Origin of the sequence: Psychrosphaera ytuae (assembly GCF_017638545.1) — a bacterium.
Classification (GTDB): domain Bacteria; phylum Pseudomonadota; class Gammaproteobacteria; order Enterobacterales; family Alteromonadaceae; genus Psychrosphaera; species Psychrosphaera ytuae.
The window spans coordinates 2,157,696-2,181,718 of sequence record NZ_CP072110.1 but is presented as its reverse complement, the minus strand read 5'-3'; the positions used below and the strand labels follow the sequence as shown (position 1 = coordinate 2,181,718).

The window sequence follows — 24,023 nt, the reverse complement described above, 5'->3', positions numbered from 1 at the left end:
TCAGTAGATTGTGCTCCAGTTTTTACAACATAACGATTCAATCAGTTACCAGTTTCAACATCGGAGACCAAAATGGAACTTAAAAATATCTTTCGTGTTTCACTCGTGGCAGCAGCCGTTTCTTTAACCGCTTGTGGTGGTGACATCAACATCACTCCTACTGTAAACGACAACAGCACGTCGACAGTAGACAATAGCGTTGGCGACAACTCTCCAACATACAATGGCGGTGCTAACCCAGCAGATAACAACCCTTGTGCGTCATATGGCGAACTACAAGGTACGTTTGACGGCACTGACTGTATGTACGACACAGTATTTGCGAGCAAAAACATCGAAATCACAGAAAACGTAACATTTGCTAAATTAGAAAATGACGGTGTTCACGTATTTGATGGTGCCCTTCAAATTGGTCAAGACTGTAAAACAACAACAGGTTGTACGGTAGATTCAAACGGCCCTGTTATGACAGTGCAAGCAGGCGCAACTCTGGCATTTAAATCAGGTGAAGCAATTTTACGTATTGCACGTGGCGCAAAAATCAACGCAATTGGTACGTTTGATGACCCAATCACGTTCACTTCTGCCAAAGCATTTGACCGTTTGAATGTTGAAGGTACTTTACCACTATACGCTGACTGGGGTGGCATCATCATCAACGGTTTTGGTGTAACTGACCAATGTACTCCTACTGAGCGCACTGACGGTACTTGTAATGCAGAGTCTGAAGGTATCTTGTCTCACTTTGGTGGTGACAACAACGCTGACTCGAGCGGTACACTGCGTTACGCAAAAATCTACTACGCTGGTTCAGGCCCTCGTGTTGGTGGTGAAGGCGACGACCTTAACTCTCTTACACTAAATGCGGTTGGTTCTAACTCAGAATTCTCATTCATCCACATTCACCAAGGTTTTGACGATGGTGTTGAAATCTTTGGTGGTGCGGCTGACCTTTACAACATCGTTGTAACGGATACTCAAGATGACTCGTTTGACCTAGATGCAGGCTGGCAAGGTAACGCGTCTCACTTATTCGTTATGCACGGCTCAGTGACATTAGATGACGGTTCAGTGGTTTATATGGGCAATAACGGCTTTGAAACAGATGGTCTAAAAGGTGACGCTGCGGATGACCCTCGTTCAGACGTACCTAAGATCTCTAACGTAACTGTTATCACACACGACCAAAACTCTGTTCGTGACGAGGACCCTTCACAAGCGTTTAAGTTTGATGACCGTATTAACACGGCTTACCACAATGTATTGATGGTTAAAGAGCAAACTGCAAACGGCACTGAATGTATCGAATTTAAAACAGACGGTGAAAAAGAAGCAGATAAGATTTCTTTCGCGGGCTCTACAATGGCTTGTATCGCAGAGTTTAAAGGCGACGCGACCTTCTCTGCAGACGCTCCAGCTGCTCTAGTTGCTACTGCAAAAACAGACTGGTTTGACAATGGTGGTTTGAATGTTCGCCTTGGTACCGCATCTGACGTACTAGCAGCGGATGGTTTCTCTACTAACACAGCATCAACAAACTTAGCAGCGTCTTCAGCAGATGCAGACGCAAGCTACATCGGTGCAGTATCAGACCAAGACACAGATTCAAACTGGTACAAGTGGGTACAGATGGCGGTTACAGCAGCAAAAGCTGACTAATCACCAGTACTCAATCAACGTGGGCGCATGCGCTAAAAATACACTTCGCGCCCACGCTTTTGATCCCCACTTTACTTATTAGGAATCTAAAATGAGAAATCAACGAAAGCTCAACACTATCAGCTTCGCTGTGTCATTAGGATTGTTGGCACAAGCTAACCTAGTGATGGCCGCGGATGATGATGAAATCGAAGAGGTTGTTGCTGTTGGTACTCGCCTGCAAGGTAGTGCAGCAGCCGTCATCGAAGAACGCCGAGGACAAGCGTTTGTTGCAGATATTTTAGGTGCTGAACAATTATCAAGAACCGGTGACAGCGATGCTGCATCGGCATTACGCCGCGTGACAGGTTTGACCCTGGTTGATGGCAAATTTATTTATGTACGTGGTTTGGGTGAGCGTTATTCATCTGCACGGCTAAACGGTGCTAGTATTCCAAGCCCAGACTTAACACGCAACGTCGTTCCTCTTGATATATTCCCTTCGAGCATCATTGAAAGCTTATCTGTACAAAAAGCCTATTCGCCTTCCATGCCAGCGGCATTTGGCGGTGGTGCCATCGATATCAGAACTAAGTCAGTGCCGTCAGAGTTCACTGCGGGTATTGAAGTTGGTCTAGGATACGATACGTCAGCGTCTGAAGGTAACACTTACCGACTAGACGATTCTGGAATTAGCTCTAAGTTATTAGAAGCCAACGTTTTTTATCGCGGTGACTTTAGTACCTCATCGATTGCCGAGCGCAATCAGTTTGTAAGCGACGAAAACGGAACTGCGGGAGCCAAAGCCCTGGCAGTGAACAAAGAACTACTTAAAGCCTTGCCACGAAACTTTGATTTGAAAGAAGAGTCTCTCGATCCTTCATACAATATCAAAGCACACATCGGCCACAGCATGGAGCTATACGGCGGTGATTTGGGCTTTTTAGCATCGATTGCGTATGACACTTCTTGGGATGCAGGTGATAAGACAACTGCAGTGATTTCTTCTGAAGTATCTGATGGTTGTGCAACAGAACTAAATACCTCTGAGCAAATCAGCGCCTCTTGTTACGAGACCAAGAAAGAGTCGTTTGTGACAACCGAAAACGAGCGCTTAAATGCTGTGTTTAATATCGGTTACAACAAAGATAACCACAAGGTCACGTGGTCAAACATCTTATTGCAAGATAACGAAGACGAGTCTGAAGTCGCCATTCAAGAGTCACCAGCGGGTAGTTCTACCTTTACTATTGCCGGTGACGGTCAGGCAAACCGTTCTCACATGTTCAACTATGAAGAGCGTGAGTTAATGGTGTCGCAATTGTTAGGTCAGCATACGTTTTTGGATTACAACGGTTTAGGCTTTGATTGGCAGTACACAGAATCAGAAGCGACAACTGATATTCCAATGAATGCAGAGTTTAAGTTCCGTGACAGATATGACAATGGCAACTATGCCTCATCGGAAATCACAGGTGATGACAACCGTGTTATGTATTCGTTTACCGAAATGGAAGACAACGTAAAATCATACGGTGGTAACTTTACCCTGCCTGTATTTACGTCTTCATTCGAAATGGAATTTAAAGCCGGTTATGACTTCAGCGACCGTGCACGTGTTTATCAAACGTCATCGTTCGCTGTTAACTCAGGCGCTGCCGGTGTCGAGATTGACAATGGCGGAGACCCTCTTAACAACTCAGACTATCTGACGGATGAATTCATTGATGCAAATAACCTTGATGTAAGCTTCAATGAACCTACTGCACCGGATGCCGATGACTATTATGCCGCACAGAAGATTGATGCTGCATATGGTGCCTTTGATGTTATTTACGACACTAAATGGCGTTTCAGTGGTGGTTTGCGCTGGGAAGAGTTTAAGCAAGTGTCCATGGGTTCTTCGAGCCTGATCTTCACACCTGAAGACTTGGATATTTACTTCTCTCCGGAGCGTATTGAGGCCGGTACTATTCAAGAGGACGATACCTACGCTGCACTTTCATTCACTTACATGAGTGGCGAAAACTACCAAATCCGCTTTGGCTACGGTGAAACTGTCGTTCGTCCAGACCTTCGTGAAGTATCTCCGGTTGCTTACTATGACCCTCTAACGGATATTCGTACCATTGGTGTGGTTGGTCTTCAGTCTAGCCCAATCAAAAACTACGATTTGCGTTATGAGTATTACGGTGCAGCAGGCGATAATTTCTCAGTGGCCGCTTTCTACAAAGACATTGAAGCTCCAATCGAGACGATTTTACGTGTTGGTGATTCGGACTATTCGGCGTCATTTGTAAATGGTGAAACCGCAGAAGTATACGGTATCGAAGCTGAATGGTTATATGACTTAACCTTCTTAGCAGATGGCATCTTTACATCAGGTAATGTCACACTTTCTGACTCAGAAGCCGTGATTGACCCAGGCCTAGCAGCTAACTTAACCAACCCGACTAAACGCATGACGGGCCATTCTGAGTATGTCGTTAACTTGCAGTTAAACTACGATTCTACCGATGGCAATCACTCAAGCTCGTTGGTTTACAACGTGTTTGGTGAGCGTATTCTTGCTGCTGGTGTTGGTGGCCGAGAAGATGCCTACGAACAGCCGTTCCATTCACTTGATGTGGTTTATACCTATTACCCAGACTTTAACTCCAAGATTAAGTTTAAGATCAAAAATCTCTTAAACGAAGATCAGGAAGTGACCCAGTCTGACGTCATCGTACGCGAACGCGAAAAAGGCATGGCATTTAGCGTAAGTTACACTTACGAGTTTGACTAACTCAAAATAGCCAAGGTCATATTTTTGTCAAAAGCCACCAGCTCGGTGGCTTTTTTTATTCATCGATACAAGTATTTCTACAAATTCGTGACTTTTTATTCGTTTGTCACAATACCTTCACCGTGCTGTAACTTTGAAGTCATATAACTTGTATTTAATAACCTTAATCATTAACAGCCGAAACTGACTATGCAAACTTCAACTCAATTCGTAACGGAACAACATGTCGAGTTAGAACAAACACTTGCACACCTTGTCCAGCTTGTTCATCGCCCTTCAATTACACCTAATGACGCAGGATGTCAGCAGTATTTGATGCGCCTTTTTCACAAGTGGGGAATGGAGGTTGATTGCTTTGAGATTGAGGGCGTATCTAACTTAATTGCCAAAATTGGCAATGGTGGGACACGAATTGCCTTTGCAGGTCACACGGACGTAGTTCCGGCTCCTTATCCGGAAAACTGGGACTCTGACCCATTTTCATTAACCATTGATGGTGAAAAAGTTGTGGGGCGCGGCGTCGCCGATATGAAAGGTGGTATATCAGCGATGCTTACTGCATTTGAACTCGCATTACCTCACCTAGATTTGGACGCTTATAGTTTTTATTTTTTGATCACCAGTGACGAAGAGGGTGAAGCTGAGTTTGGCACTCAAGAAATCATGGAAAAACTTGAACTTAATGATGAGGTACCGCACTTCTGCATTATTGGTGAGCCCACCAGTCAAACTCAAGTCGGTGACGTGATTAAAATAGGCCGTAGAGGTTCAATCTCAGGTGAGATCACCATACATGGAGTGCAAGGTCACGTCGCCTATCCTCAAGAAGCCAATAACGCCGCACATAGAGCCATGATGTTGGGTCGATGGTTAAGTGACTTGTCGTGGGATGAGGGCACAAAGGACTTTCCTGGTAGTCACTTACAAGTCACCGGTATTAATACTGGCGGCTGGACTGACAACATCATTCCTGGCCAATGTTCGTTGAAGTTCAATATTCGTTACAGCCACAAACAAACTCAAGATTTGATCACTAAACGTATTTCTGATGGCTTGATGCAATTAAAGCAATTGACCAAAGACATTGAAATAGAATGGTCAAGGCCATGTTTGCCCTACTTTACCGCATCGGATGCCGCACCAGAAGTCGCTGGCGCGATACCAACGAATGAGCGACTAGAGCCAGTGAAAGACTTGGATCTTATCGCAGAAACCGAACGTTCAATTTTTAATGAAATGAAGTTGTTCCCGCGTTTGTCTGTATCAGGTGGTACATCTGATGGTCGCTTTATTGCAGCCAAAGGTACCCAAGTCGTTGAGATTGGCTTACCCAATCACAGTATCCACAAAACCAATGAACACGTGTCTAAACAAGACCTATTTGACTTAACCAAAGTCTATAAAAATCTACTGATGCAACTTATGGCCAAATAAACGTTTTTCTCGCTTTATGAGCATATTTTGCTAGCATGGTTTTACACACCACGGATAAAACAACAACCATCGGAGAAAGTAATGCAAATTAATGCGGATACAATTGAAAAACTAACCGACATGGCTCTCCAATATGCCCCTAAATTGGGCTCAGCTATTATAGTTTTAATTATTGGTCTTATCGTAGTAAAAGCCATTACAAAAGGATTTGTAGCAGTTTTAAACAAGAGTAAACTCGACGCTTCTTTGAAGCCATTTTTGACTGGCATCATCAACACGTTGTTAAAAGTATTATTGTTTGTTTCTGTTCTTGGCATGATCGGAATAGAAATGACGTCATTTATCGCTATCTTAGGTGCCGTAGGTTTGGCAGTAGGCATGGCGCTGTCAGGCACACTGCAAAACTTCGCAGGTGGTGTGATGATCCTTACCTTTAAGCCTTATCGCGTTGGTGATTTTATTGAAGCGAAAGGCTATTCAGGTACAGTATCTCAAATCCAAATTTTTAATACCGTTTTACGTACTGGTGACAACAAGACCATCATCATTCCTAACGGCCAGCTAAACAACTCATCGATGATTAACTTTTCGGTTGAAGAAAAGCGTCGTGTCGATTGGACATTTGGCATCGCTTATGGTGACGATGCAGACCTTGCAAGAGCAGTTATCAAAGAATTATGTGATGCAGACGAGCGTATTCACAAAGACCCTGAAGTCTTTATCGCTGTATCGGCATTAGCAGACAGTTCGGTGAATTTTGTTGTTCGCGCCTGGGTCGACAAAGCGAATTACTGGCCGGTATTTTTTGCCATGAACGAAAAAGTTTATAAAACGTTCCCGCAACGTGGCCTTAACATTCCATTCCCACAAATGGACGTTCACTTACACAAAGAAGGGTAAGTTTTTCAATTCCTACAGTTGTGTGAACACTATTAGGGTGTAATCAACAGATTCTCACCCTAGTATCACCAACTTAAAAACGTCTATAAAGCGGCTATTGGGTCGCTTTTTTTATTTGTTTATTGCCAATTTATTAATATCAAAAACAAAACGTTGCTTTTTTATTACAACGAAATGTTACCTGTCACACACTTTTAACACGGCTGTAGTTTTACTGACATTTTCCCGCTCTAGAATTTCTAGCATCTTCTTTTGCATCTATTTTAGATAGGGAAATACATGAAACCGTTGTCTACTACATTGCTTACCAGCGCATTATTAGCAGGTTTAGCATTCACAGCCCAAGCGGACGATCTAAAACCAGTCATAAACGCTGGTAAAGAAATCTCCAAATCCGCTGCTCAGTCACAAGAGAAAATCAACAAGCTTACTGAGCAAACCCAAACTAAATTGCAACAATATCAGACTGTGAATAAAGAAATTGACGGTTTGAATGTTTACAACGCACAACTTCAAAAGCAGTTACAGAGTCAGTATGACGAAATGGCATCGCTTAATCTCGATATCGACCGAGTATCGGTGATCGAGCGCCAAATCACGCCACTGATGATTCGTATGATCAATGGCTTAGAGCAGTTTGTCTCTCTAGATGTTCCGTTTTTACCAGAAGAGCGCACTGAGCGTATTAATGGTCTCAAGGACTTGATGGACCGAGCTGATGTCGCGGTATCAGAAAAATTCCGTCGCGTCTTAGAAGCGTTTCAAGTTGAGATGGGCTATGGCCGTAGTATCGAAGCTTACCAGGGTCTAATCGAAGTAAACGGCCAAGAACGTGACGTTGACTTCTTACGCATTGGTCGTGTTGCCTTGGTTTATATCACTCGCGATGGTTCTTACGCGGGACGCTGGGACCAAGAGAGTAAGTCATGGCAAAAAGCCGATGACGAATTCCGTATGCATATCACCAAAGGCCTGCGTATGGCCAAGAAGCAACTTGCGCCCGATTTACTCGTAATGCCGATTAAAGCGGCTCCTTAATAACCTCATGCGCTAATACAAACGCTGACTAGAATAAAACAGGTTTTAAGAAAATGATTAACGTAATTAAGCCCGCTATCGTAGCAATCTTTGGTGCAGGATTAGCACTGTCGGTTCAAGCAGAACAAACTAACGCTTTGAACTTAGACGACTTATTAAAACAGCTTGAGCAAGGTAAGCTGGCTCAAACTCAAGAAAACAAAAGCCGTGAACAGCGCTTTTTGGCTCAAAAAAACGAACAAGATCGTTTGTTAACAGAAGCAAATCAAGAAAAAGCAAACGCACTGGCCTTATCTGAAAAGTTAGAAACTGAATTCGAACAAAACGAATTTAAGATTGCCGATTTATCAGAAGCATTAAACAAGCGTATGGGCTCACTAAAGGAGCTATTTGGTGTGTTGCAGCAGGTATCTGGTGACACCGCTGGCAAGCTAAAAACATCGAACGTTTCTGCACAGTTCCCGGGTCGTGATGTGTTCTTTGAGCAACTAGCACAGAGCATGGGCGGTTCGTCAAAATTAGCGTCTATCGAACAAATTGAACAAGTTTGGTTTGAGATGCAAAAAGAAATGACTGAGCAAGGCAAAGTCGTACGTTTTAACACTGATGTTGTTGAAGCCGGTGGCGAAAAGGTCAACAAAGAAGTTATTCGCGTCGGTGCGTTTTCTTTAGTGTCTGATGGCAAGTACTTAAACTTATCGCCGTCGACAGGTACGGTTGCTGAATTAGTTCGCCAGCCTTCAGACCGCTTTACTGATACTGCTGCAGAAATCCAGTCTTCAAATAGTTCTGTTGTGCCATTTGCACTTGATCCAACAGGCGGCTCGATTTTAGGCCTATTAGTTCAAGCACCAAGCACCAAAGAGCGTGTCGACCAAGGCGGTACTGTTGGTTACATCATCATTGGCATTGGTTTGATTGCATTTTTGATTGCTCTTGAGCGCTTTGTATCTTTGACAATTATGAGTGCCAAAGTAAAACGCCAAATGAAAAATGCAACACCATCTGACGATAACCCACTTGGCCGAGTATTAAAGGTAAAAGACCAATACCCTCACGTAGCTTTTGACACACTTGAGTTGAAATTAAGCGAAGCAATTTTACGTGAAATGCCAAAAATCACTCGCAACTTAACCTTAATCAAAATTGTCTCGGTCATTGCGCCGCTGTTAGGTCTACTTGGTACCGTTACGGGTATGATCAAAACCTTCCAAGCAATTACCTTGTTTGGCACAGGCGACCCGAAATTAATGGCAGGTGGTATCTCTACGGCACTTATGACAACAGTTTTAGGTCTGGTTGTAGCGATTCCTACAGTTGTCCTATCAACCATGCTGAACACTCGCAGCAAAAACATCTTGTTTATTTTACAAGAACAAAGTGCGGGCATTATTGCAGAGCGTTCTGAACAGCAAGTCGCAGACAAGAAAGCGGCCTAACGGCCCTTCTTCGCGACTCTTAACTTAACGCAAGAAAGGAGAGACTGTGGTGTTTTTCACAGAAACCCTAGAGGCAATACGCGAGTTTATGGACACTGGGGGCGTGGTTCTCAGTGCCATCGCAGTAATGATTTTTGTTATGTGGTTGCTGATTTTAGAACGCATCATGTATGCGCTCAAAGGTTACCGTCACTACAAACAGACACTGATTACAAAATGGCAAAGTCGCAAAGAGCGTGACTCTTGGAACGCCGAGCAAATTCGTCAAGCGTACATCGCCAGAGCAAAACAAAAATTACAGGTTAATTTACCACTGATCACCTCACTCGTCGCCTTATGTCCGTTAATGGGCTTATTAGGTACTGTGACAGGCATGATTGAAGTTTTTGATGTCATGGCCATCAGTGGCAGCGGCAACGCACGTTCTATGGCAAGTGGCGTATCAAAAGCAACGATTCCTACTATGGCCGGAATGGTCGGCGCCCTTTCAGGGGTATTTGCCAACACCTGGATTCAACGCAAAGCCAAACGAGAAATTGAACTGTTAGAGGATCATTTACCGCTTGATCACTAGCGGTAAATTCAGGAGAAAGAATAATGAGAGCGCCATTAGCCAACCTAATGCAGGAAGAAGAACAAGAAAACATCGATTTAACACCAATGTTGGACGTTGTTTTTATCATGCTGATTTTCTTTATCGTCACCGCATCTTTTGTCAAAGAAGCTGGTATTGATGTTAATCGTCCAGAAGCTGCAACAGCAGTTAAAAAAGAGCGAGCAAGTATCTTGGTCGCTATCTCTGATAAAGGCGAAGTTTGGATCAACAAACGCAGAGTCGATATCCGTGCGGTCCAAGCGAATATCGAACGCCTAAAAGCAGAAAACCCACAAGGCTCAGTCGTTATCCAGGCAGACAAAAAAGCAACGACCGATACGCTAATTAAAGTAATGGATGCGTCTCGTGCTGCTGGAGCCTATGACGTTTCAATTGCAGCTCAAGAGAAATAGGACATTACGACCATGTTTGTAAGATTGCTTACTGCTCTTGCGCTAGCTGCTGTCGTCACTGTTGCATTGCTCTATGGTATGCAGGCGCTGATTAAGTCTGGTGACTCGGCTATAACCGAGCCAGCTCAAGGCAGTGTTTTGGACTTTATTCGGCTTAAACAAGAGGAGACCGTTCAAAAGAAAGAACGTAAACCTCAAAAGCCGCCTAAACCACAAGAGCCGCCTCCACCAATGGACCAGCCTCAAATGGCGCCAGACACAGCTGATGCTAGCGACGCTGGATTTGATTTTAGTGCCGATGTCGCTGCAGACGTTTCGCTTGATGGCGGTTTGGCACTTGAATCTGGAGATGGCGAGTACCTGCCTATCGTCAAAGTTCAACCGGTTTATCCTCGTCGTGCGTTACAGCGTGGAATCGAAGGCTATGTGATCGTGGAGTTTACCGTTGACCGCACAGGCGCAGTAAAAGATCCAATGGTTATCGAAGCCGAACCTCAAGGCTTATTTGACCGTGCTGCGATGGACGCAGCGCTTAAATTTAAATACAAACCTCGAGTGGTAAATGGCGAACCTACTGAAGTATCTGGTGTGCAAAACCGCATTACGTTCGAGCTCAATGGTTAACCAAGAGTTATTTAAGGGGTAAATAATGAAAACACTTCTAACTTCAACCTGTATCGCAGCAACGGTATTATTTGGCTCATCGCTGGTTACTATAGTCCCGGGAATAGACGGTTCAACAGTCGTCGCAGCAGAAAAGTCTTCCGAAAAAAAACGTCGCAGAACGCCAGCCATGGGTTCACGTGTATATAGCCAACTAGCCAGAGCACAAGAGCTAGCAGATGCTGGAAACGTAGCAGAAGGACTTGCGGTACTTGATAGTGTTAAAGATAAAGCGGACAGCTTAAACAGCTACGAACGTGCGATGATGCACAATTTTTACGGCTTTATTTACTACAACGCTGAAAGAATGACAGATGCGATGAACGCTTTTGAACAAGTCGTCGCGCAATCACCAATTCCGGAATCACTCGAAAAAAGTACCTTGTTTTCACTCTCTCAGCTAGCAATGGCAAACGGTGACTACCAAAAAACCTTGGACTTTTTGACACGTTGGGAGTCAGTAAACGAGGGTGATATACCCGTTAAAAATTACGTACTAAAAGCTCAGGCTACCTACCAAGCCAAACGCTATGAGGAAGCAGCTTCTTATATCGACACCGCTATAAAGCTTGCTGAAAAACAAGAGGCGCAACCTCTAGAGAACTGGTACGTATTACAAAGAGCCGTGTACTTTGAGCTAAAACAGCCAAAGAAAGTCACGAAAGTACTAGAAACCATGGTACGCAAATTCAACAAGCCTGAATATTGGGTACAGCTCGGTGGCATGTATGGTGAAATTGGCGAAGAAGAAAAACAACTTGCAGTATTAGAAGCAGCTTATCTTCAAGGCTACATCACCAAAAAAACGCAACTTAGAAACCTAGCGCAAATTTATTATTTTAACGGTTTACCCTACAAAGCGGGCTCTGTCATGCAAAAAGCCATCGACAGTCAGCAACTGGCGTCGTCCGAAAAGAACCTCAAGTTTATGGCTCAATCTTGGTTGGCCGCAAAGGAGTATGATTTAGCGGTCAACGCTTTTGACCAATTGGCCAAAGTGACAAAAGGAGGAGATGCTTACCAACAGATCGCTGAGATTCGTTTGCAGCAAGGCAAGTACCAGGCAACCATCACAGCAGGCCAAAAAGCCGCAGAGCAAGGCGACCTTACAAACCCTGGTAATTTATATCTTGCTATGGGTATGGCTTATTTTAATTTGAAAGAGTTTGAAGCCTCTATTGATGCTCTTAACCAAGCAAAAGAGCACAAGTCAGTACAGCGTATGGCAAAACAGTGGCTTAAATTTGTTGAACGAGAGCGCTCTACATATGGTGAATTAGCCGCTCTGTAAGTGTGGGTTTCTTTTTATGTCAGTGTTCTCGTAACTCATTCGAAGCCGTGGCTATTCCACGGCTTTTTATTTTTGGTACTATAATCAGGAAAGTAGCCTATGAGTAACCACCATGAATTTGTATCAATTAGTATATGTCAGCAAACTCCCAAAACCGATGAAGGGTAGGGAGCTAAAGTTACTAATAGAACGTGCAAAAATTAAAAATATAAATCTTGATGTCACATCATTGCTAATAAAATTCGACACCAACTTAATCCAAATACTCGAGGGCAATCGCCATACCTTACAGGAGCTATACGACGACATTGAATCAGACTCTCGCCATATCAATGTTAGAAACTGCTATTTTGAACCCGCAGAGCAACGAATTTTTGGCAAATGGGCGCTCACCTTTCTAAACTTAAATAATGAAAAACTAAAGTCTAAGGAACGGCTGCAAGAATTAGCACACCAGCTGATTGATGCGCGTGGAGACGATGAACACAGTAAAAGTATTTTGTTATTAGATGAGTTTTCAGAAAGAGTTAAACAATAAAGGCACCATGAAAGAAGAGCCCGTAAACTTATATCAACTTCTTTACAAAAGTTACGCTACGCGCCCACTTTCTGTCGAAGAGTTTGCGGACTTACTGGTCGACGCCAGAGTTAAAAACGACTCGCTGGGTGTAACCGGTATTTTACTGTACAAAAACGGGGTGTTTATTCAACTTATGGAGGGTGAGAAAAGAAATATTGATACGCTATATGATGTTATCAAACAAGACCCTCGTCATACTCAATTAGAATGTCTGTACTATCAGCCTGCAAATGAAAGAGCTTGTAAAAATTGGGCAATGAAAATTCACAATTTAGACTTTGGGGTACCTGATAATTTGCTTGGAGTTGAACAACTCATCAGCCAATTACATCAGCAACACCTAAGCGATGGCCAGTCCCCTGCTGAACAGTTAATTACCCTGTTTAAACAGGTAAGCTAATCCACTGGCCACTATTACATTAAGGAAGAGTTACGAATAACCCCAACCGCAAGTCCTTCAATAGCAAACTCTTGATAGTTTAAGTCCACTTTAATCGGCGAGAATTCTTCATTTTCTGCGTGTAAAATGACCTGGCTACCTTTACGCTCAAGACGTTTAACCGTCACATCATCTTCAACACGGGCGACGACTACTTGGCCATCTCGAGCTGTCTGTGTTTTGTGTACTGCCAACAGATCACCATCCAAAATTCCGATGTCTTTCATACTTTCACCTTCAACTTTTAGTAAAAAGTCGGCGCTTGGAGAAAACATTAAAGGATCGACGTTAACGTGACGGTCAACGTGTTCCATTGCCAAGATAGGAGAGCCTGCTGCTACCTTACCAATTAGTGGTAATCCCGAGTCTTGTTCGGTTATTTCCTCGGTTAAGCGGATCCCGCGTGAGGTACCCGAAAGCATTTCAATAAAGCCTTTTTTGGCAAGAGCTTTTAGGTGATCTTCTGCTGCATTTGCCGAGCGAAACCCTAACTGTTTAGCAATCTCTGCACGCGTTGGCGGCATTCCGGTCGAAATAATGGTGTCTCGAATGAGTTCTAAAATCTCTGATTGTCTAGCAGTAAGTGGTCTCATCATCTGTTTTTCCATACAGTAACATAACTGTCAGTATATACAGGCATTGTGATTGTGCAATAGAAAATTACTGTAAATGATAGGTTTTTGTCCGTTCTTTGTTAAAATTGACCTTCGCAGTTCGTTATCTTTAGGGAATTTATGTCTTTTATTAACGCAATAATGTATTGGCTTACTCGTCCTTTCATCCGCACTCAGTTAGTTGCCGACGATAAGCACAATGATATGGGTATCGAGGCAAACAAGCCTGTATCTTATGTATTAGTTACTGATTCGTATACGGATCGCATGGCACTAGAACAAGCTTCAAAGAAGCTTGGCTTGCCATCGCCTTTTTCGGCAATTGATTTGGCCGGAAAAAAACTAAAAAGAACATTAGGCGTCAAGCCCGTCGACTCCATTTTCCTCAACGAAAAGTCACATATTGAAAAAACCACAGAGTTAGGTGAAAACTTACTAAAATTGGTCGAAGAAACCGGTGAAGACATTCAGTTTGTCCCAGTTATGATCCGTTGGGGTCGAGCACCTGGAGTAGAAAAAGACACTAGTCGCAAACCCCGCCTGATGGACTTAATCACTCAAAAACTTCAAGCGTCGCCACTGCGTAAGTTTTTTATCGTTTTGCTTTACGGTCGCCACAGCTTTGTACGTATTTCAAAACCCGTATCGCTTCAGAAAATGGTTAATGACTTTGGCGCTACTGAAGAGACCGCTCACAAATTATTGAGAGTCGCGCGTATTCACTTTGAACGCCAACGCATTGTAGCGACTGGGCCAAAAATAATGGAACGCCAAGCATTTTTTAATAGTATGTTAGCCAGTCCAGCGCTAAAAAAAGCCCTTCAAGAAGAAATGGAATCGAAGAACATTTCCCTTGAAGAGGCAAAACAAAATGCCAAAAAGTTACTTGATGAAATCGCTGGAGATTACAACGAATCTTATATTCGCCTAGGTTCTCGCATACTTACCTGGGTTTGGAACAAAATATACAACGGTATTAGGGTACACAACGCAGATAAACTGCGCGATCTTGCGCAAAAAGGTCACGAAATTGTTTATGTTCCGTGTCACCGAAGTCACATGGACTACTTGTTGGTGACTTATGTGATATACCACGAAGGCTTGGTCCCTCCACACATTGCGGCAGGCATTAACCTGAACTTCTGGCCAGCCGGCCCTATCTTCAGAAAAGCCGGTGCGTTTTTCTTACGTCGCAGTTTTAAAGGCGACAAATTGTATTCTGCGGTATTTAGAGAATACTTATCGACGCTCTTTGCCAAAGGTTATCCTGTTAAATATTACACCGAGGGTGGACGCTCTCGTACAGGCCGCCTTTTAGCACCTAAAACTGGCATGATTGCCATGACCATTCAATCAATGCTGCGCGGCATCGACCGTCCTATCACATTAGTCCCTGTTTACATCGGTTACGAGCATGTAATGGAAGTGAATACTTACCTCAAAGAGCTTAAGGGTAAGAACAAGGAAAAAGAATCCATATTCGGTGTATTTAAAGCACTAAAAAACCTAAAAAATTATGGTCATGGCGACGTAAACTTCGGCGAGCCTATCAACCTTAACGAAATTCTGAATGACAAAGCACCGGACTGGCGAAAAGAGATCAGTGCTACTGACGTCGTAAAACCAAGCTGGTTAACACCGGTTGTCAATCACACAGCAAACCGAGTAATGAGCTCTATCAATGATGCTGCGGTCTTAAACACAGTTAACCTATCAGCTTTGACACTCCTCACGTCAGAAAGTCATGCACTACCTCGGGTTGAGATGGAATCTTTAATCGAGTTTTATGTCGATTTACAAAAGTCAGTCCCCTACTCCAAGCTTATTAAACTACCTGAAGAGACGGCTTCACAAATTATCGATGAGGCAATTTTACTTGAAAAGGTCGACTCAGACAGTGACGAATATGGCACCATCATTAAGCTAGATAACAAAAATGCAATCTTAATGAGCTACTACCGCAACAATGTTGTTCACTTATTTGCGATTCCAGCCATCATTGCTGCTGAGCTAACTCATGCCTCAACGACGAGTTTAGAAGCACTTCAACAGACGGTAAAACAAATTCTACCTCTGCTTAAAAACGAAATGTTTATAACCATCGAAGATGCGGATAAATACGTACAAAACATCGTTAAGCACTTTATTGATAAGGACTTAATCACAGAGACAGACGGTCAATTGAGTATCGCTAACCGCAACAGCATGGGCGGATTACAGCTTAGTTTGATGTCTAGAATCATGAAAGACACCCTTCAGCGATATGCCTTAGCGTTTAATCGAATTCAACAGGTACACGGTATTCAGCGCGGTGAATTAGAAGCAGACTGCTTAAAGTTAGCCAAACGCCTTCTTACGTTGCACGATATTAAAGCCCCTGAGTACTTCGACAAAAAGCTCATATCTAGTTTTGTTACCAGTATAAAAGAACAAAACTACGTTAGTACTGACGAAGCGGGTTTAATGCACCTGACACCAGAGGGTAAATCTGCAGCAGAACAAATCAATGCGCTGTTAGACTCAGAAATCTTGCAGTCATTACAATCCTTAGGTTAATCAAGTTAGGGAATTCAAATAAAAAAAGCACAGTAACTACTGTGCTTTTTTGTATCTAAATCGAGTCTTGATTTAGTCTTGCTCAATTGCGAGGAAAGGCTTTGTGATCTCGAATCACTCCTTCTTGCATGGCCGAGGCCACCAGCTCACCTTTTTGATTAAAGAATTGTCCTCTAACTAAACCTCGTCCACCGCTGGCACTTGTACTTTCCATATCGAACAAGATCCACTCATCCATTCTGAAAGGACGGTGGAACCACATTGAATGATCCAATGTCGCCACCTGCATATCCCTTTGAATATGACTGCGACCATGAGGAAATAACGCCGTTGGTAAGAAATTAAAGTCCGACGCATACGCGAGTAAATAACGGTGAATTCGGCCATCATCTGGTAGCTTGCCATTTGATCGGATCCAAACTTGACGTCTTGCCGGCATTTCGACGGGTTCGAAAGGGTTGTTCACTTGTACGTGACGGATTTCTATTGGCTTTTCACCTGCGATGATAGTTCGCAAAAACTCTGGAATACGGTCAATATTTTGTTGGAAAAACTCATGCTCTGAGACCAGTCCCTCAGGACCCGGTACTTCTGGCATCGTAGGTTGGTGCTCGTAACCATCTTCAGCCGTTTGGAAAGAGGCCGTTAAATAAAAAATTGGTTTGCCGTTTTGAATAGCACGAACACGACGAGTACTGAACGAACGCCCATCACGAATGTTTTCGACATCGTAGACGATTGGTTTTTTGTCATCGCCTTCTCGCAAAAAGTAACTATGAAACGAGTGTACGTATCTGTCTTCTAATGTTTCTTTAGCGGCGCTTAACGCCTGACCTATAACTTGGCCACCAAATACGCGTCCAAATCCTAGATTTTGACTTTGACCGCGGTACAAACCCTCTTCGATTTTTTCGAGGGAGAGTAAACCAAGTAAATCATCTAATACTTTACTCATTATTCACCTTAATTCATTGCATGTTGACTGGCTTTTATCCAATCAATTTCATCCGTCATTATGCGTTGATTAGCCACATAATGCAGAATGTATCCCGGCTCCACGATAAAATCATTACCCGGGTTAAGAGTCATTTCGATGCCGACTCTGTCTTTTGCTACTGCTAACAAAATAGCATTGTGGTTTTGTTTTAAGTAATAAAACAATTGTCCAAAAGTCGTTGAAGGGGCGTGTCGAGCCACCTCAGTAGAAAACTGAGTCTCGCCTTTCAGCGTCGACATCAGTTCTTCTTGTAGTCGACTGCTACCTGGATCCTGCATTGAGCGCACCAACATTTCAGCAGCTTTAGAAGAGTTAGCCTCCACGTTATGGGTGTACTTGTTGAGCATTTCAACCTTTTCTTCTTCGTCAAAATAAGCCGTAATATGGCATCCAGGCTCGACTAACGGACTTAGCTTTAAAGCTGTGGTAAATGTCATGTCATCGTTATTACAATCTACGATGACTCGGTCAGCTTCATGTGCAGCCACGCGTTTTAACTCATGGTCGTCAGTAAATGACTTTAAACGAGCAAACTCAACCATACTGTTATCATAGAAAGGATGATCCATTTCTTCGACAACACACAATAGGATTTTGCGTTGCATTCGCTTGTAGTCACCAAGGATATGTTCGATTATTTTTGCTGTTCGACGGGGGTGCCAGCCAAAAATCAAAATGTGCGTATCTAAATAACTAAAGTCTTTTTCACCCGACATAACTTTCCTTAATTTCTTACTAACTGTTTGGCCTAACTTCCCCAAAAAGGCACCAAATATGGCTAAACCAAGGGGTATTTGAACCAATGCAACGATATACTTTCCAAGCTCAGTAGTAGGACTCAGATCACCAAAGCCAACTGTACTCGTCGTCACAACATAATAGTACATGTACTCATATAGACTGAGTAAGTGATACTCTTTGGCGTACCACAACAAAACCCAGCTGATCCCTGCGTGCGCCACCAGCATGGCAATGAGTGCAGGCCATGTCACCTGACTAAATTGCTTCCATAAATAACGTGTAAACTTATTTACAACCAAGTTTTGTTCCTTTTGTTTCGAAACGCATTAATTGCGCACGGTTTGACGATTGATATAAGCGATCACCTGCTGTTCCAATTGAGCCAAAGGCACAGCACCATTTTTTAACACTTGATGATGAAATTCTCGAACATCAAAATTATTGCCTAATGCCGATTCGGCCAACTGGCGAAGCTGTTTGATTTTAATCTCACCAATTTTGTAAGACAACGCTTGCCCTGGCCATGATATGTATCTATCCACTTCCGTCGTTATATTATGCTTCGACAAGGCGCTATTTTCCATCATGTAATCAATCGCTTGCTGGCGAGTCCAGCCCATCATATGCATGCCAGTATCCACAACCAAACGCGTTGCACGCCACATTTCATAAGTAAGGCGACCAAAGTTTGAATAGGGATCAGTATAAAACCCTGCTTCCAAACCAAGCCATTCAGCGTATAAGCCCCAACCTTCACCAAAGGCAGAGATATAATATGACGAACGATAGTCAGGCACATTTTCCAACTCTTTGTTTAGTGATATTTGCAAATGATGACCAGGTACAGCCTCATGAAGAGTTAATGCTTCAAGCTCGTACAATGGGCGACGATCTAAGGCATAGGTATTAACCCAGTAATAGCCCGGTTCTTTGTCATTTGATGGTGAAACATAACGACCCGTTGTGTACTTTGGTGCAATGTGAGCTGGAACCGCTTGAATACCATAAGGCGTTCGAGGTAAGTATTTGAAAAGCTTAGGCAGTGCAGCATCCATTTTTTTGGCGATGAAACTGGCCTCTTTCAGTAATTCTTCGCCTGATTTGGCATAGAATTTTGGATCCGTTCTTAAAAACTTGAGGAACTGCTCAAAAGTACCTTCAAATCCAACTTGGTGAATAATTTCTTTCATTTCAGCACGGATCCGTTTGACTTCAGTTAAGCCTAGCTCATGGATCTCTTTTGCCGTCATATTTGTCGTTGTATAGTAATTTGCACGATCTTGATAATAATCTTTGCCTTTAGGTACAAATTTTATTGCTATGGTGTCACGTGCATTTGGCTGATACTCATCCACCATAAATGCCAAATACTGTTCATAGGCAGGATTCACTACGTCATTGATTATCGTTTGAGCTTTGTTTTTATATTGAGCCACCTCGGCCTTATCAAAATGATTCATTGAGGCTAGAAATGGCTGGTAGAAAACGCTTTGTGTCGGATCATCAGCGATTAATGCCTTGATACTTTGCTCATAACCCTTCAATACAACCTTGGGCTGTGTAAACCCTACTTTAATCCCCTCTCGCATCCAGTTGATTTGTTGCTCAAAATAACGAGTAAAACCACTCAGCCTGGAAAGATAGTCTTCCACGTCCTTCGCCGTTTTAAATTCGACTTGCCTAGGCAAAAAAGCCAGAGAAGAATGAAATCCCCCCTCTGATGTCAACGGCATAAGATAGTCGCGATATTGCAAACTACTCAATTCACCCATCAAACGGTGTAACAATATCACCCTATTGATTTTGTCTTGCTCAGATAATGCACCAGTATCGATGTTGTTAAGCTCTTTAATCCAGGATGTGAGCTTTTTCTCTTTATTTTGTAAAGCTTGTATAGACAAGTCAGGTAATTGACCTGCTCCGTAGTCCACACCGAACCTGCTTGCTGTCAATGGAGATATCTTTAAGTAACCATCCCAAATGCGCTCACCAACGACAGAAAAGTCTGTATTCTGTGCTCGCGTCGGATTACTTATTAAAACTAACCCAACCGCTAAAATTAGAATCCAATGTTTTTTCAAAATACTGACTCCCTACTTGGTAAATTAAAATAATGAGTTCCACAGCCGTTTGAATGACTGCATGTTTGAAGACCGTTTAGATTTTGGCTGCCAGAGACTGACAAATAAAGGCGAAACTAATTGCATAATCTCTTGTTTGGACGCGCTTAGCCTACCGTATTGTGTAACCTGTTGCCATGAATACAAAATTAGCTGCACAGAACTTTGAACTTTGTGATGAAATTGCTCGACTTTTGTATCGAAATGATAGGTATCAACAAAGTCATTTAGAAGCACTGTGCGTTTCATCTCTACTTGTGAAATAATGTCTGCGTCTAGTTTGGGGCAAATTACCACATCTCGCATCAGCAAAAGCTTGGGAATGTGAGGATTATCTATCCAATATTGGATCATTGCCTCTAATCCCAGAAAAGGACTTACCACGTCTGTACGATTTTTAAACGCCTGGTCAATTTTGTCTAAGGTTTGAAACCAAAACTGCTCAGATAGTTCTAAAAAAATATGCTCTTTAGACTGAAAATATAAATAAACCGTGCCTTTTCCAAGTTTACAGTTGTTAGCGATCTCTATAACCGTTGGTAGCCCTGACACAGAGCTTTTTAATAAGTCTTCAGCTGAGTCTAGTATCGATTTTTTTCTGGCCGTTTTTTGGGCTGAATTACGCGCCTTTTTTATAACCATGGGACTCTTTATTAATAATCTTCATAAAAATGGACTTTTTCACATGGATTATGTGAATAAGCCTTGACCTTAAAATAAAACAATTTTAGTTTATCAACTAAGCGTTGTATTTTCAGTGAATTCAGTTCAATCGCGTCTTTTTAACTGGTTCACCCCCTATTTTGTCATTGTCTTGGAGTCGGTGCGCAATGAAATATCAGGATACGATTGAGCAAGCAGATCAAAAGCTGCAAAAAACTCTTGGTTTTTTGAAGCAGCATCGCTTGCCCGCAAGTCCTATCAATTATTCGGTCGTTTATGAGTATGTTACGGGTGAGAACACCGATCTCAAAGCCGAACTCGAAGTAGACATTCAGTCCGGTCAAACCATCGACTCTTATTTGTTAGAGAGCCTTTACCGACGTCACCTACTTGTCACTGATGAACATCAAAACGCCCTAGTTAAAGATATCAATGCGGTGGTTGATGCTACGCACCGCCATGCAACCAAAGCACAGCGTGACTCATCAAATTACCTGACAATGCTAGACGAAGGGCTAATGTTGTTAGACAAATCAGACCTACAGACATCTCAGCAAGTCATTGAGCGCTTACTTAAAGTAACTTCTTCGATGAAAAGCGCTCAAAAAGTTCTGATCAAAGCCCTAAAACAAGCCCAACAAAAAACTGCCGAACTCCAAGCTCAACTCAATGAAGTCGAAGAGAGTAAGAAGCTAGATCAGCTAACAGGTTTATTTGACCGTTCGGTGATGAATCAAACTGTTGATATGTGGCTTCAAAAAGACGTCAAAGAAATTGCCGCAATTGCCATCAACCTTGACCACTTTAAGCAATTTAATGACAACTACGGTATGACCATTGGCAATGTTATTTTGTCAAAAGTGGCTCAAAAGGTTAAAAGCTATGTCTCTGATTCGGGACTGCCAATTCGCTCAGGCGGCGAGGAATTTTTAATCTTGATTCCAGAAGCGACTAAGCATTCTGCTCATGAGGTTGCAGAGCGAGTCAGAAAAGGCGTGGAAAAACTCCAATTTATTAACGCCAAGAGCAAAGAGAAACTGCCTAAAGTGACAGTTTCTATTGGGGTAACACAATACTCTGAGAAAATGGGCTTAGAAGGCACAATTGAACGTGCTCATTCTGCTTTACGTATGGCCAAAGCGACCGGCCGTAATCGTGTATTTGTCGATTAATCTTCAAAAATGGACTTGGGCTTTGCAATCAAAAAGCCCTGCACACCCGAACAGCCAACTTCTTTTGCTAATGTTAACTGCTCTTCCGTTTCAATATTCGGAATAATCGCACTAACACCTAGCTTTTCCACCAGCTCAGAAATCATTTTTAGATAGTCTCTGTTGGACGCGGTATTTTCACGCTGTATGTATCGACTATCGATCTTCAACCAGTGTAGTTTCATATCAGAGAACCGAGACAAGCTACTAGAGCCACGCCCAAAGTGGTCGATGGCAACTTGAACACCGTTGTTGGCTAACTTAAAGCTGATCTCACGGGCTTGCGGAGTGTGCGACAGGTCGATTTCGTCAAACTCCATAATTAGGTTAGATGCCAATGATTGGGCTTCTTTTAACCAATTGAATAACCAAGTTTGAAATTCTTTGGAGTGGAAAGAAAATGCCGAAACATTAATCGAAATTTTGCCTTGAAGAGCACCAAGTAGATAATGTTTTTGTAATTCAGAAAGGATCTTTTTGTCTAACTCTGTCGTGACTTCGTACTTTTCTGCGAGTACTAAGACGGAAGGTAACGACAACTCTTCATCATCAAGTGCCAGCTTGGTGTACAACTCGGTAAACAATAGCTGTTGGCTAATTGGATCCACAACAGGTTGACGATAAAACTCAACCCTTGCTCGCTCAACCGCATTGAGTAACTCTTGTTTAGACTTAAATCTCGCATTTCGATTTGATTCGCCGTTGGTTTTGTCCATATAAAAGTGCTTGTCGTGGTCAATGGCATAACGCAACGCCTCATCAGCACGTTTTTTAAGGGACTCAGGCGTATCAGACTCGATGATCTCACTGGCACCTAAAAACGCCCCACCATGTTTTTGTAACAACTCACAATCATCCAACTGACGGCCGATTGTTTTGCTATACTCTAAAATCTCGGACGTTCCTTGATGTAATAACAACAAGGCGAAGTCTTGCTCATTCAGTTGAAACAAAGCGCTATTTTTATTTATTCCAGACACTCGCTCGACTGTTTTAACCACTTCTTCAACCACATCTTGATACGCTGAAAACCCCTCTTCGTGACGCAATTTCGACGCGTTATAAAGCTGAATAATTACCAAACCTCCCATCAAACGTTCAGCCTTGCGATTCAGTAAGTCTGACAGTGTGATTTGGAAGTACTCTCGATTGGCAAGGCCAGAGCTGGTCTCGTGGTAAAGGTCGTGTTTTAGCTCATCTAGATGCTGCTGCTGTTGCGAGAACAATACCTTTACTTGCCTCGTCATTTCGTTGTGGACTTCGATCAACTGTTCAAATTCAGCAATACCTGAGTGCGTGGTAATTTGTGGAAAATGCTTATTTGTGACAGCGGAGGCTTGCCTTTTTACCGCCATAATTGGCTGTAATACTATGTTAATTAATGCAAAACCCAGTGCCCATGCGACAAGGCCAACAAACACAGTAACTGACAACATATCGACAAACTGTCGCCAAACAAACTGATAAAACGCGAAGGGGTGGATTTGTACCTCGAGCAATGCCACTTTCTCGAGTCCCTTGTACATTTCTTTTTGACCAATAATCGGCTCCACCGGAAACAATCTGACAAACCAGCCAGGTACATCAGCTGTGTGCTCCAAATTTCGTCTTTCATACATTACTGGTTTAAAGTTTTCGGCGCCATATAGAGAAATTCGCGAGTAGTTACCGGAGTCATAAAATGTATCAATTTTGGTTTGATATACGACGTAGTCTTGCTCGATAACAGCATTTTGCAGTGGTTCAACTAAATAATGCACTGCTGTATTTGACTGATTCAGTAACTCTTGAATTGTTAATTGACGAATATTGAGAAGTGAGAGCCAAGCATATCCGATCACTAATAACGCAATGATCACACTATGGATAACTAACAGTTGGCGTGAAAGCTTCATAAGTCCCTGCT

The 24,023-nt window shown here is 42.8% G+C and carries 20 protein-coding genes; 14 read left to right on the top strand and 6 right to left on the bottom strand.

Annotation, left to right across the window (positions count from 1 at the left end; genetic code table 11):
* Window positions 1-72 precede the first annotated feature (72 nt).
* From J1N51_RS09845 to J1N51_RS09790, 12 genes are all read left to right on the top strand, one after another.
* Entirely contained in the window at window positions 73-1,659 is a 1,587-nt protein-coding gene (locus tag J1N51_RS09845) for a hypothetical protein (protein ID WP_208830868.1), read from the top strand.
* Between the two features lie 91 nt (window positions 1,660-1,750).
* Window positions 1,751-4,423, top strand: coding sequence for a TonB-dependent receptor plug domain-containing protein (locus J1N51_RS09840; RefSeq protein ID WP_208830866.1), 2,673 nt, complete (start codon window positions 1,751-1,753; stop codon window positions 4,421-4,423).
* A gap of 189 nt (window positions 4,424-4,612) precedes the next feature.
* A complete protein-coding gene (dapE, locus tag J1N51_RS09835) occupies window positions 4,613-5,857 on the top strand; it encodes a succinyl-diaminopimelate desuccinylase (RefSeq protein ID WP_208830864.1) in 1,245 nt (414 codons plus the stop codon).
* Window positions 5,858-5,938: 81 nt separating this feature from the next.
* Window positions 5,939-6,757, top strand: a complete 819-nt coding sequence (locus tag J1N51_RS09830) for a mechanosensitive ion channel family protein (RefSeq protein WP_208830862.1) — start codon at window positions 5,939-5,941, stop codon at window positions 6,755-6,757.
* A 279-nt stretch (window positions 6,758-7,036) separates the two neighbouring features.
* On the top strand, window positions 7,037-7,795 hold the full coding sequence (locus J1N51_RS09825) for a DUF3450 domain-containing protein (RefSeq protein ID WP_208830860.1): 759 nt from the start codon (window positions 7,037-7,039) through the stop codon (window positions 7,793-7,795).
* A gap of 53 nt (window positions 7,796-7,848) precedes the next feature.
* On the top strand, window positions 7,849-9,234 hold the full coding sequence (locus J1N51_RS09820) for a MotA/TolQ/ExbB proton channel family protein (protein ID WP_208830858.1): 1,386 nt from the start codon (window positions 7,849-7,851) through the stop codon (window positions 9,232-9,234).
* A gap of 46 nt (window positions 9,235-9,280) precedes the next feature.
* Window positions 9,281-9,808, top strand: coding sequence for a MotA/TolQ/ExbB proton channel family protein (locus J1N51_RS09815; RefSeq protein WP_208830856.1), 528 nt, complete (start codon window positions 9,281-9,283; stop codon window positions 9,806-9,808).
* A gap of 23 nt (window positions 9,809-9,831) precedes the next feature.
* On the top strand, window positions 9,832-10,242 hold the full coding sequence (locus J1N51_RS09810) for an ExbD/TolR family protein (RefSeq protein ID WP_208830854.1): 411 nt from the start codon (window positions 9,832-9,834) through the stop codon (window positions 10,240-10,242).
* A 12-nt stretch (window positions 10,243-10,254) separates the two neighbouring features.
* Window positions 10,255-10,866: an energy transducer TonB gene (locus tag J1N51_RS09805; RefSeq protein WP_208830852.1), complete on the top strand. Its 612-nt coding sequence runs from the start codon at window positions 10,255-10,257 to the stop codon at window positions 10,864-10,866.
* 25 nt (window positions 10,867-10,891) lie between these two features.
* A complete protein-coding gene (locus tag J1N51_RS09800) occupies window positions 10,892-12,196 on the top strand; it encodes a tetratricopeptide repeat protein (RefSeq protein WP_208830850.1) in 1,305 nt (434 codons plus the stop codon).
* Window positions 12,197-12,308: 112 nt separating this feature from the next.
* On the top strand, window positions 12,309-12,734 hold the full coding sequence (locus tag J1N51_RS09795) for a BLUF domain-containing protein (protein ID WP_208830848.1): 426 nt from the start codon (window positions 12,309-12,311) through the stop codon (window positions 12,732-12,734).
* Window positions 12,706-13,176: a BLUF domain-containing protein gene (locus J1N51_RS09790; RefSeq protein WP_208830846.1), complete on the top strand. Its 471-nt coding sequence runs from the start codon at window positions 12,706-12,708 to the stop codon at window positions 13,174-13,176. The genes J1N51_RS09795 and J1N51_RS09790 overlap by 29 nt, the downstream gene beginning before the upstream one ends.
* Before the next feature lie 14 nt (window positions 13,177-13,190).
* Here the strand turns inward: J1N51_RS09790 and lexA are convergent, their stop codons facing one another.
* On the bottom strand, window positions 13,191-13,808 hold the full coding sequence (gene lexA / locus J1N51_RS09785) for a transcriptional repressor LexA (protein WP_208833397.1): 618 nt from the start codon (window positions 13,806-13,808) through the stop codon (window positions 13,191-13,193).
* A gap of 141 nt (window positions 13,809-13,949) precedes the next feature.
* Between lexA and plsB the strand changes: the two genes are divergently transcribed.
* Window positions 13,950-16,385 carry a glycerol-3-phosphate 1-O-acyltransferase PlsB gene (gene plsB, locus J1N51_RS09780; protein ID WP_208830844.1) on the top strand — a complete coding sequence of 812 codons (2,436 nt, stop codon included), beginning with the start codon at window positions 13,950-13,952 and terminating at the stop codon, window positions 16,383-16,385.
* 82 nt (window positions 16,386-16,467) lie between these two features.
* Here the strand turns inward: plsB and tesB are convergent, their stop codons facing one another.
* Genes tesB through J1N51_RS09760 form a run of 4 tightly spaced genes read right to left on the bottom strand, consistent with a single transcriptional unit; the run spans window position 16,468 to window position 20,885 of the window.
* Window positions 16,468-17,340 carry an acyl-CoA thioesterase II gene (gene tesB, locus J1N51_RS09775; protein ID WP_208830842.1) on the bottom strand — a complete coding sequence of 291 codons (873 nt, stop codon included), beginning with the start codon at window positions 17,338-17,340 and terminating at the stop codon, window positions 16,468-16,470.
* 8 nt (window positions 17,341-17,348) lie between these two features.
* A complete protein-coding gene (locus tag J1N51_RS09770; RefSeq protein WP_232842784.1) occupies window positions 17,349-18,422 on the bottom strand; it encodes a potassium channel family protein in 1,074 nt (357 codons plus the stop codon).
* A gap of 27 nt (window positions 18,423-18,449) precedes the next feature.
* On the bottom strand, window positions 18,450-20,204 hold the full coding sequence (locus J1N51_RS09765; protein WP_208830840.1) for a DUF885 domain-containing protein: 1,755 nt from the start codon (window positions 20,202-20,204) through the stop codon (window positions 18,450-18,452).
* A gap of 24 nt (window positions 20,205-20,228) precedes the next feature.
* Window positions 20,229-20,885 carry a TetR/AcrR family transcriptional regulator gene (locus J1N51_RS09760; protein ID WP_208830838.1) on the bottom strand — a complete coding sequence of 219 codons (657 nt, stop codon included), beginning with the start codon at window positions 20,883-20,885 and terminating at the stop codon, window positions 20,229-20,231.
* Window positions 20,886-21,073: 188 nt separating this feature from the next.
* Here J1N51_RS09760 and J1N51_RS09755 point away from each other — a divergent pair, with 188 nt between their 5' ends.
* A complete protein-coding gene (locus J1N51_RS09755) occupies window positions 21,074-22,078 on the top strand; it encodes a diguanylate cyclase (RefSeq protein ID WP_208830836.1) in 1,005 nt (334 codons plus the stop codon).
* Here J1N51_RS09755 and J1N51_RS09750 read toward each other — a convergent pair.
* Window positions 22,075-24,012 carry a bifunctional diguanylate cyclase/phosphodiesterase gene (locus J1N51_RS09750; RefSeq protein WP_208830834.1) on the bottom strand — a complete coding sequence of 646 codons (1,938 nt, stop codon included), beginning with the start codon at window positions 24,010-24,012 and terminating at the stop codon, window positions 22,075-22,077. The two genes, J1N51_RS09755 and J1N51_RS09750, sit on opposite strands and share 4 nt — an antisense overlap.
* Window positions 24,013-24,023: the final 11 nt, after the last annotated feature.

Coding starts and splice junctions, on each gene's coding strand:
- lexA (WP_208833397.1), bottom strand. CDS start 13,808: ATGAGACCACTTACTGCTAGACAATCAGAGATTTTAGAACTCATTCGA.
- J1N51_RS09790 (WP_208830846.1), top strand. CDS start 12,706: ATGAGTTTTCAGAAAGAGTTAAACAATAAAGGCACCATGAAAGAAGAG.
- J1N51_RS09750 (WP_208830834.1), bottom strand. CDS start 24,012: ATGAAGCTTTCACGCCAACTGTTAGTTATCCATAGTGTGATCATTGCG.
- J1N51_RS09830 (WP_208830862.1), top strand. CDS start 5,939: ATGCAAATTAATGCGGATACAATTGAAAAACTAACCGACATGGCTCTC.
- J1N51_RS09795 (WP_208830848.1), top strand. CDS start 12,309: ATGAATTTGTATCAATTAGTATATGTCAGCAAACTCCCAAAACCGATG.
- J1N51_RS09800 (WP_208830850.1), top strand. CDS start 10,892: ATGAAAACACTTCTAACTTCAACCTGTATCGCAGCAACGGTATTATTT.
- J1N51_RS09845 (WP_208830868.1), top strand. CDS start 73: ATGGAACTTAAAAATATCTTTCGTGTTTCACTCGTGGCAGCAGCCGTT.
- J1N51_RS09755 (WP_208830836.1), top strand. CDS start 21,074: ATGAAATATCAGGATACGATTGAGCAAGCAGATCAAAAGCTGCAAAAA.
- J1N51_RS09805 (WP_208830852.1), top strand. CDS start 10,255: ATGTTTGTAAGATTGCTTACTGCTCTTGCGCTAGCTGCTGTCGTCACT.
- plsB (WP_208830844.1), top strand. CDS start 13,950: ATGTCTTTTATTAACGCAATAATGTATTGGCTTACTCGTCCTTTCATC.
- tesB (WP_208830842.1), bottom strand. CDS start 17,340: ATGAGTAAAGTATTAGATGATTTACTTGGTTTACTCTCCCTCGAAAAA.
- J1N51_RS09810 (WP_208830854.1), top strand. CDS start 9,832: ATGAGAGCGCCATTAGCCAACCTAATGCAGGAAGAAGAACAAGAAAAC.
- dapE (WP_208830864.1), top strand. CDS start 4,613: ATGCAAACTTCAACTCAATTCGTAACGGAACAACATGTCGAGTTAGAA.
- J1N51_RS09840 (WP_208830866.1), top strand. CDS start 1,751: ATGAGAAATCAACGAAAGCTCAACACTATCAGCTTCGCTGTGTCATTA.
- J1N51_RS09760 (WP_208830838.1), bottom strand. CDS start 20,885: ATGGTTATAAAAAAGGCGCGTAATTCAGCCCAAAAAACGGCCAGAAAA.
- J1N51_RS09825 (WP_208830860.1), top strand. CDS start 7,037: ATGAAACCGTTGTCTACTACATTGCTTACCAGCGCATTATTAGCAGGT.
- J1N51_RS09820 (WP_208830858.1), top strand. CDS start 7,849: ATGATTAACGTAATTAAGCCCGCTATCGTAGCAATCTTTGGTGCAGGA.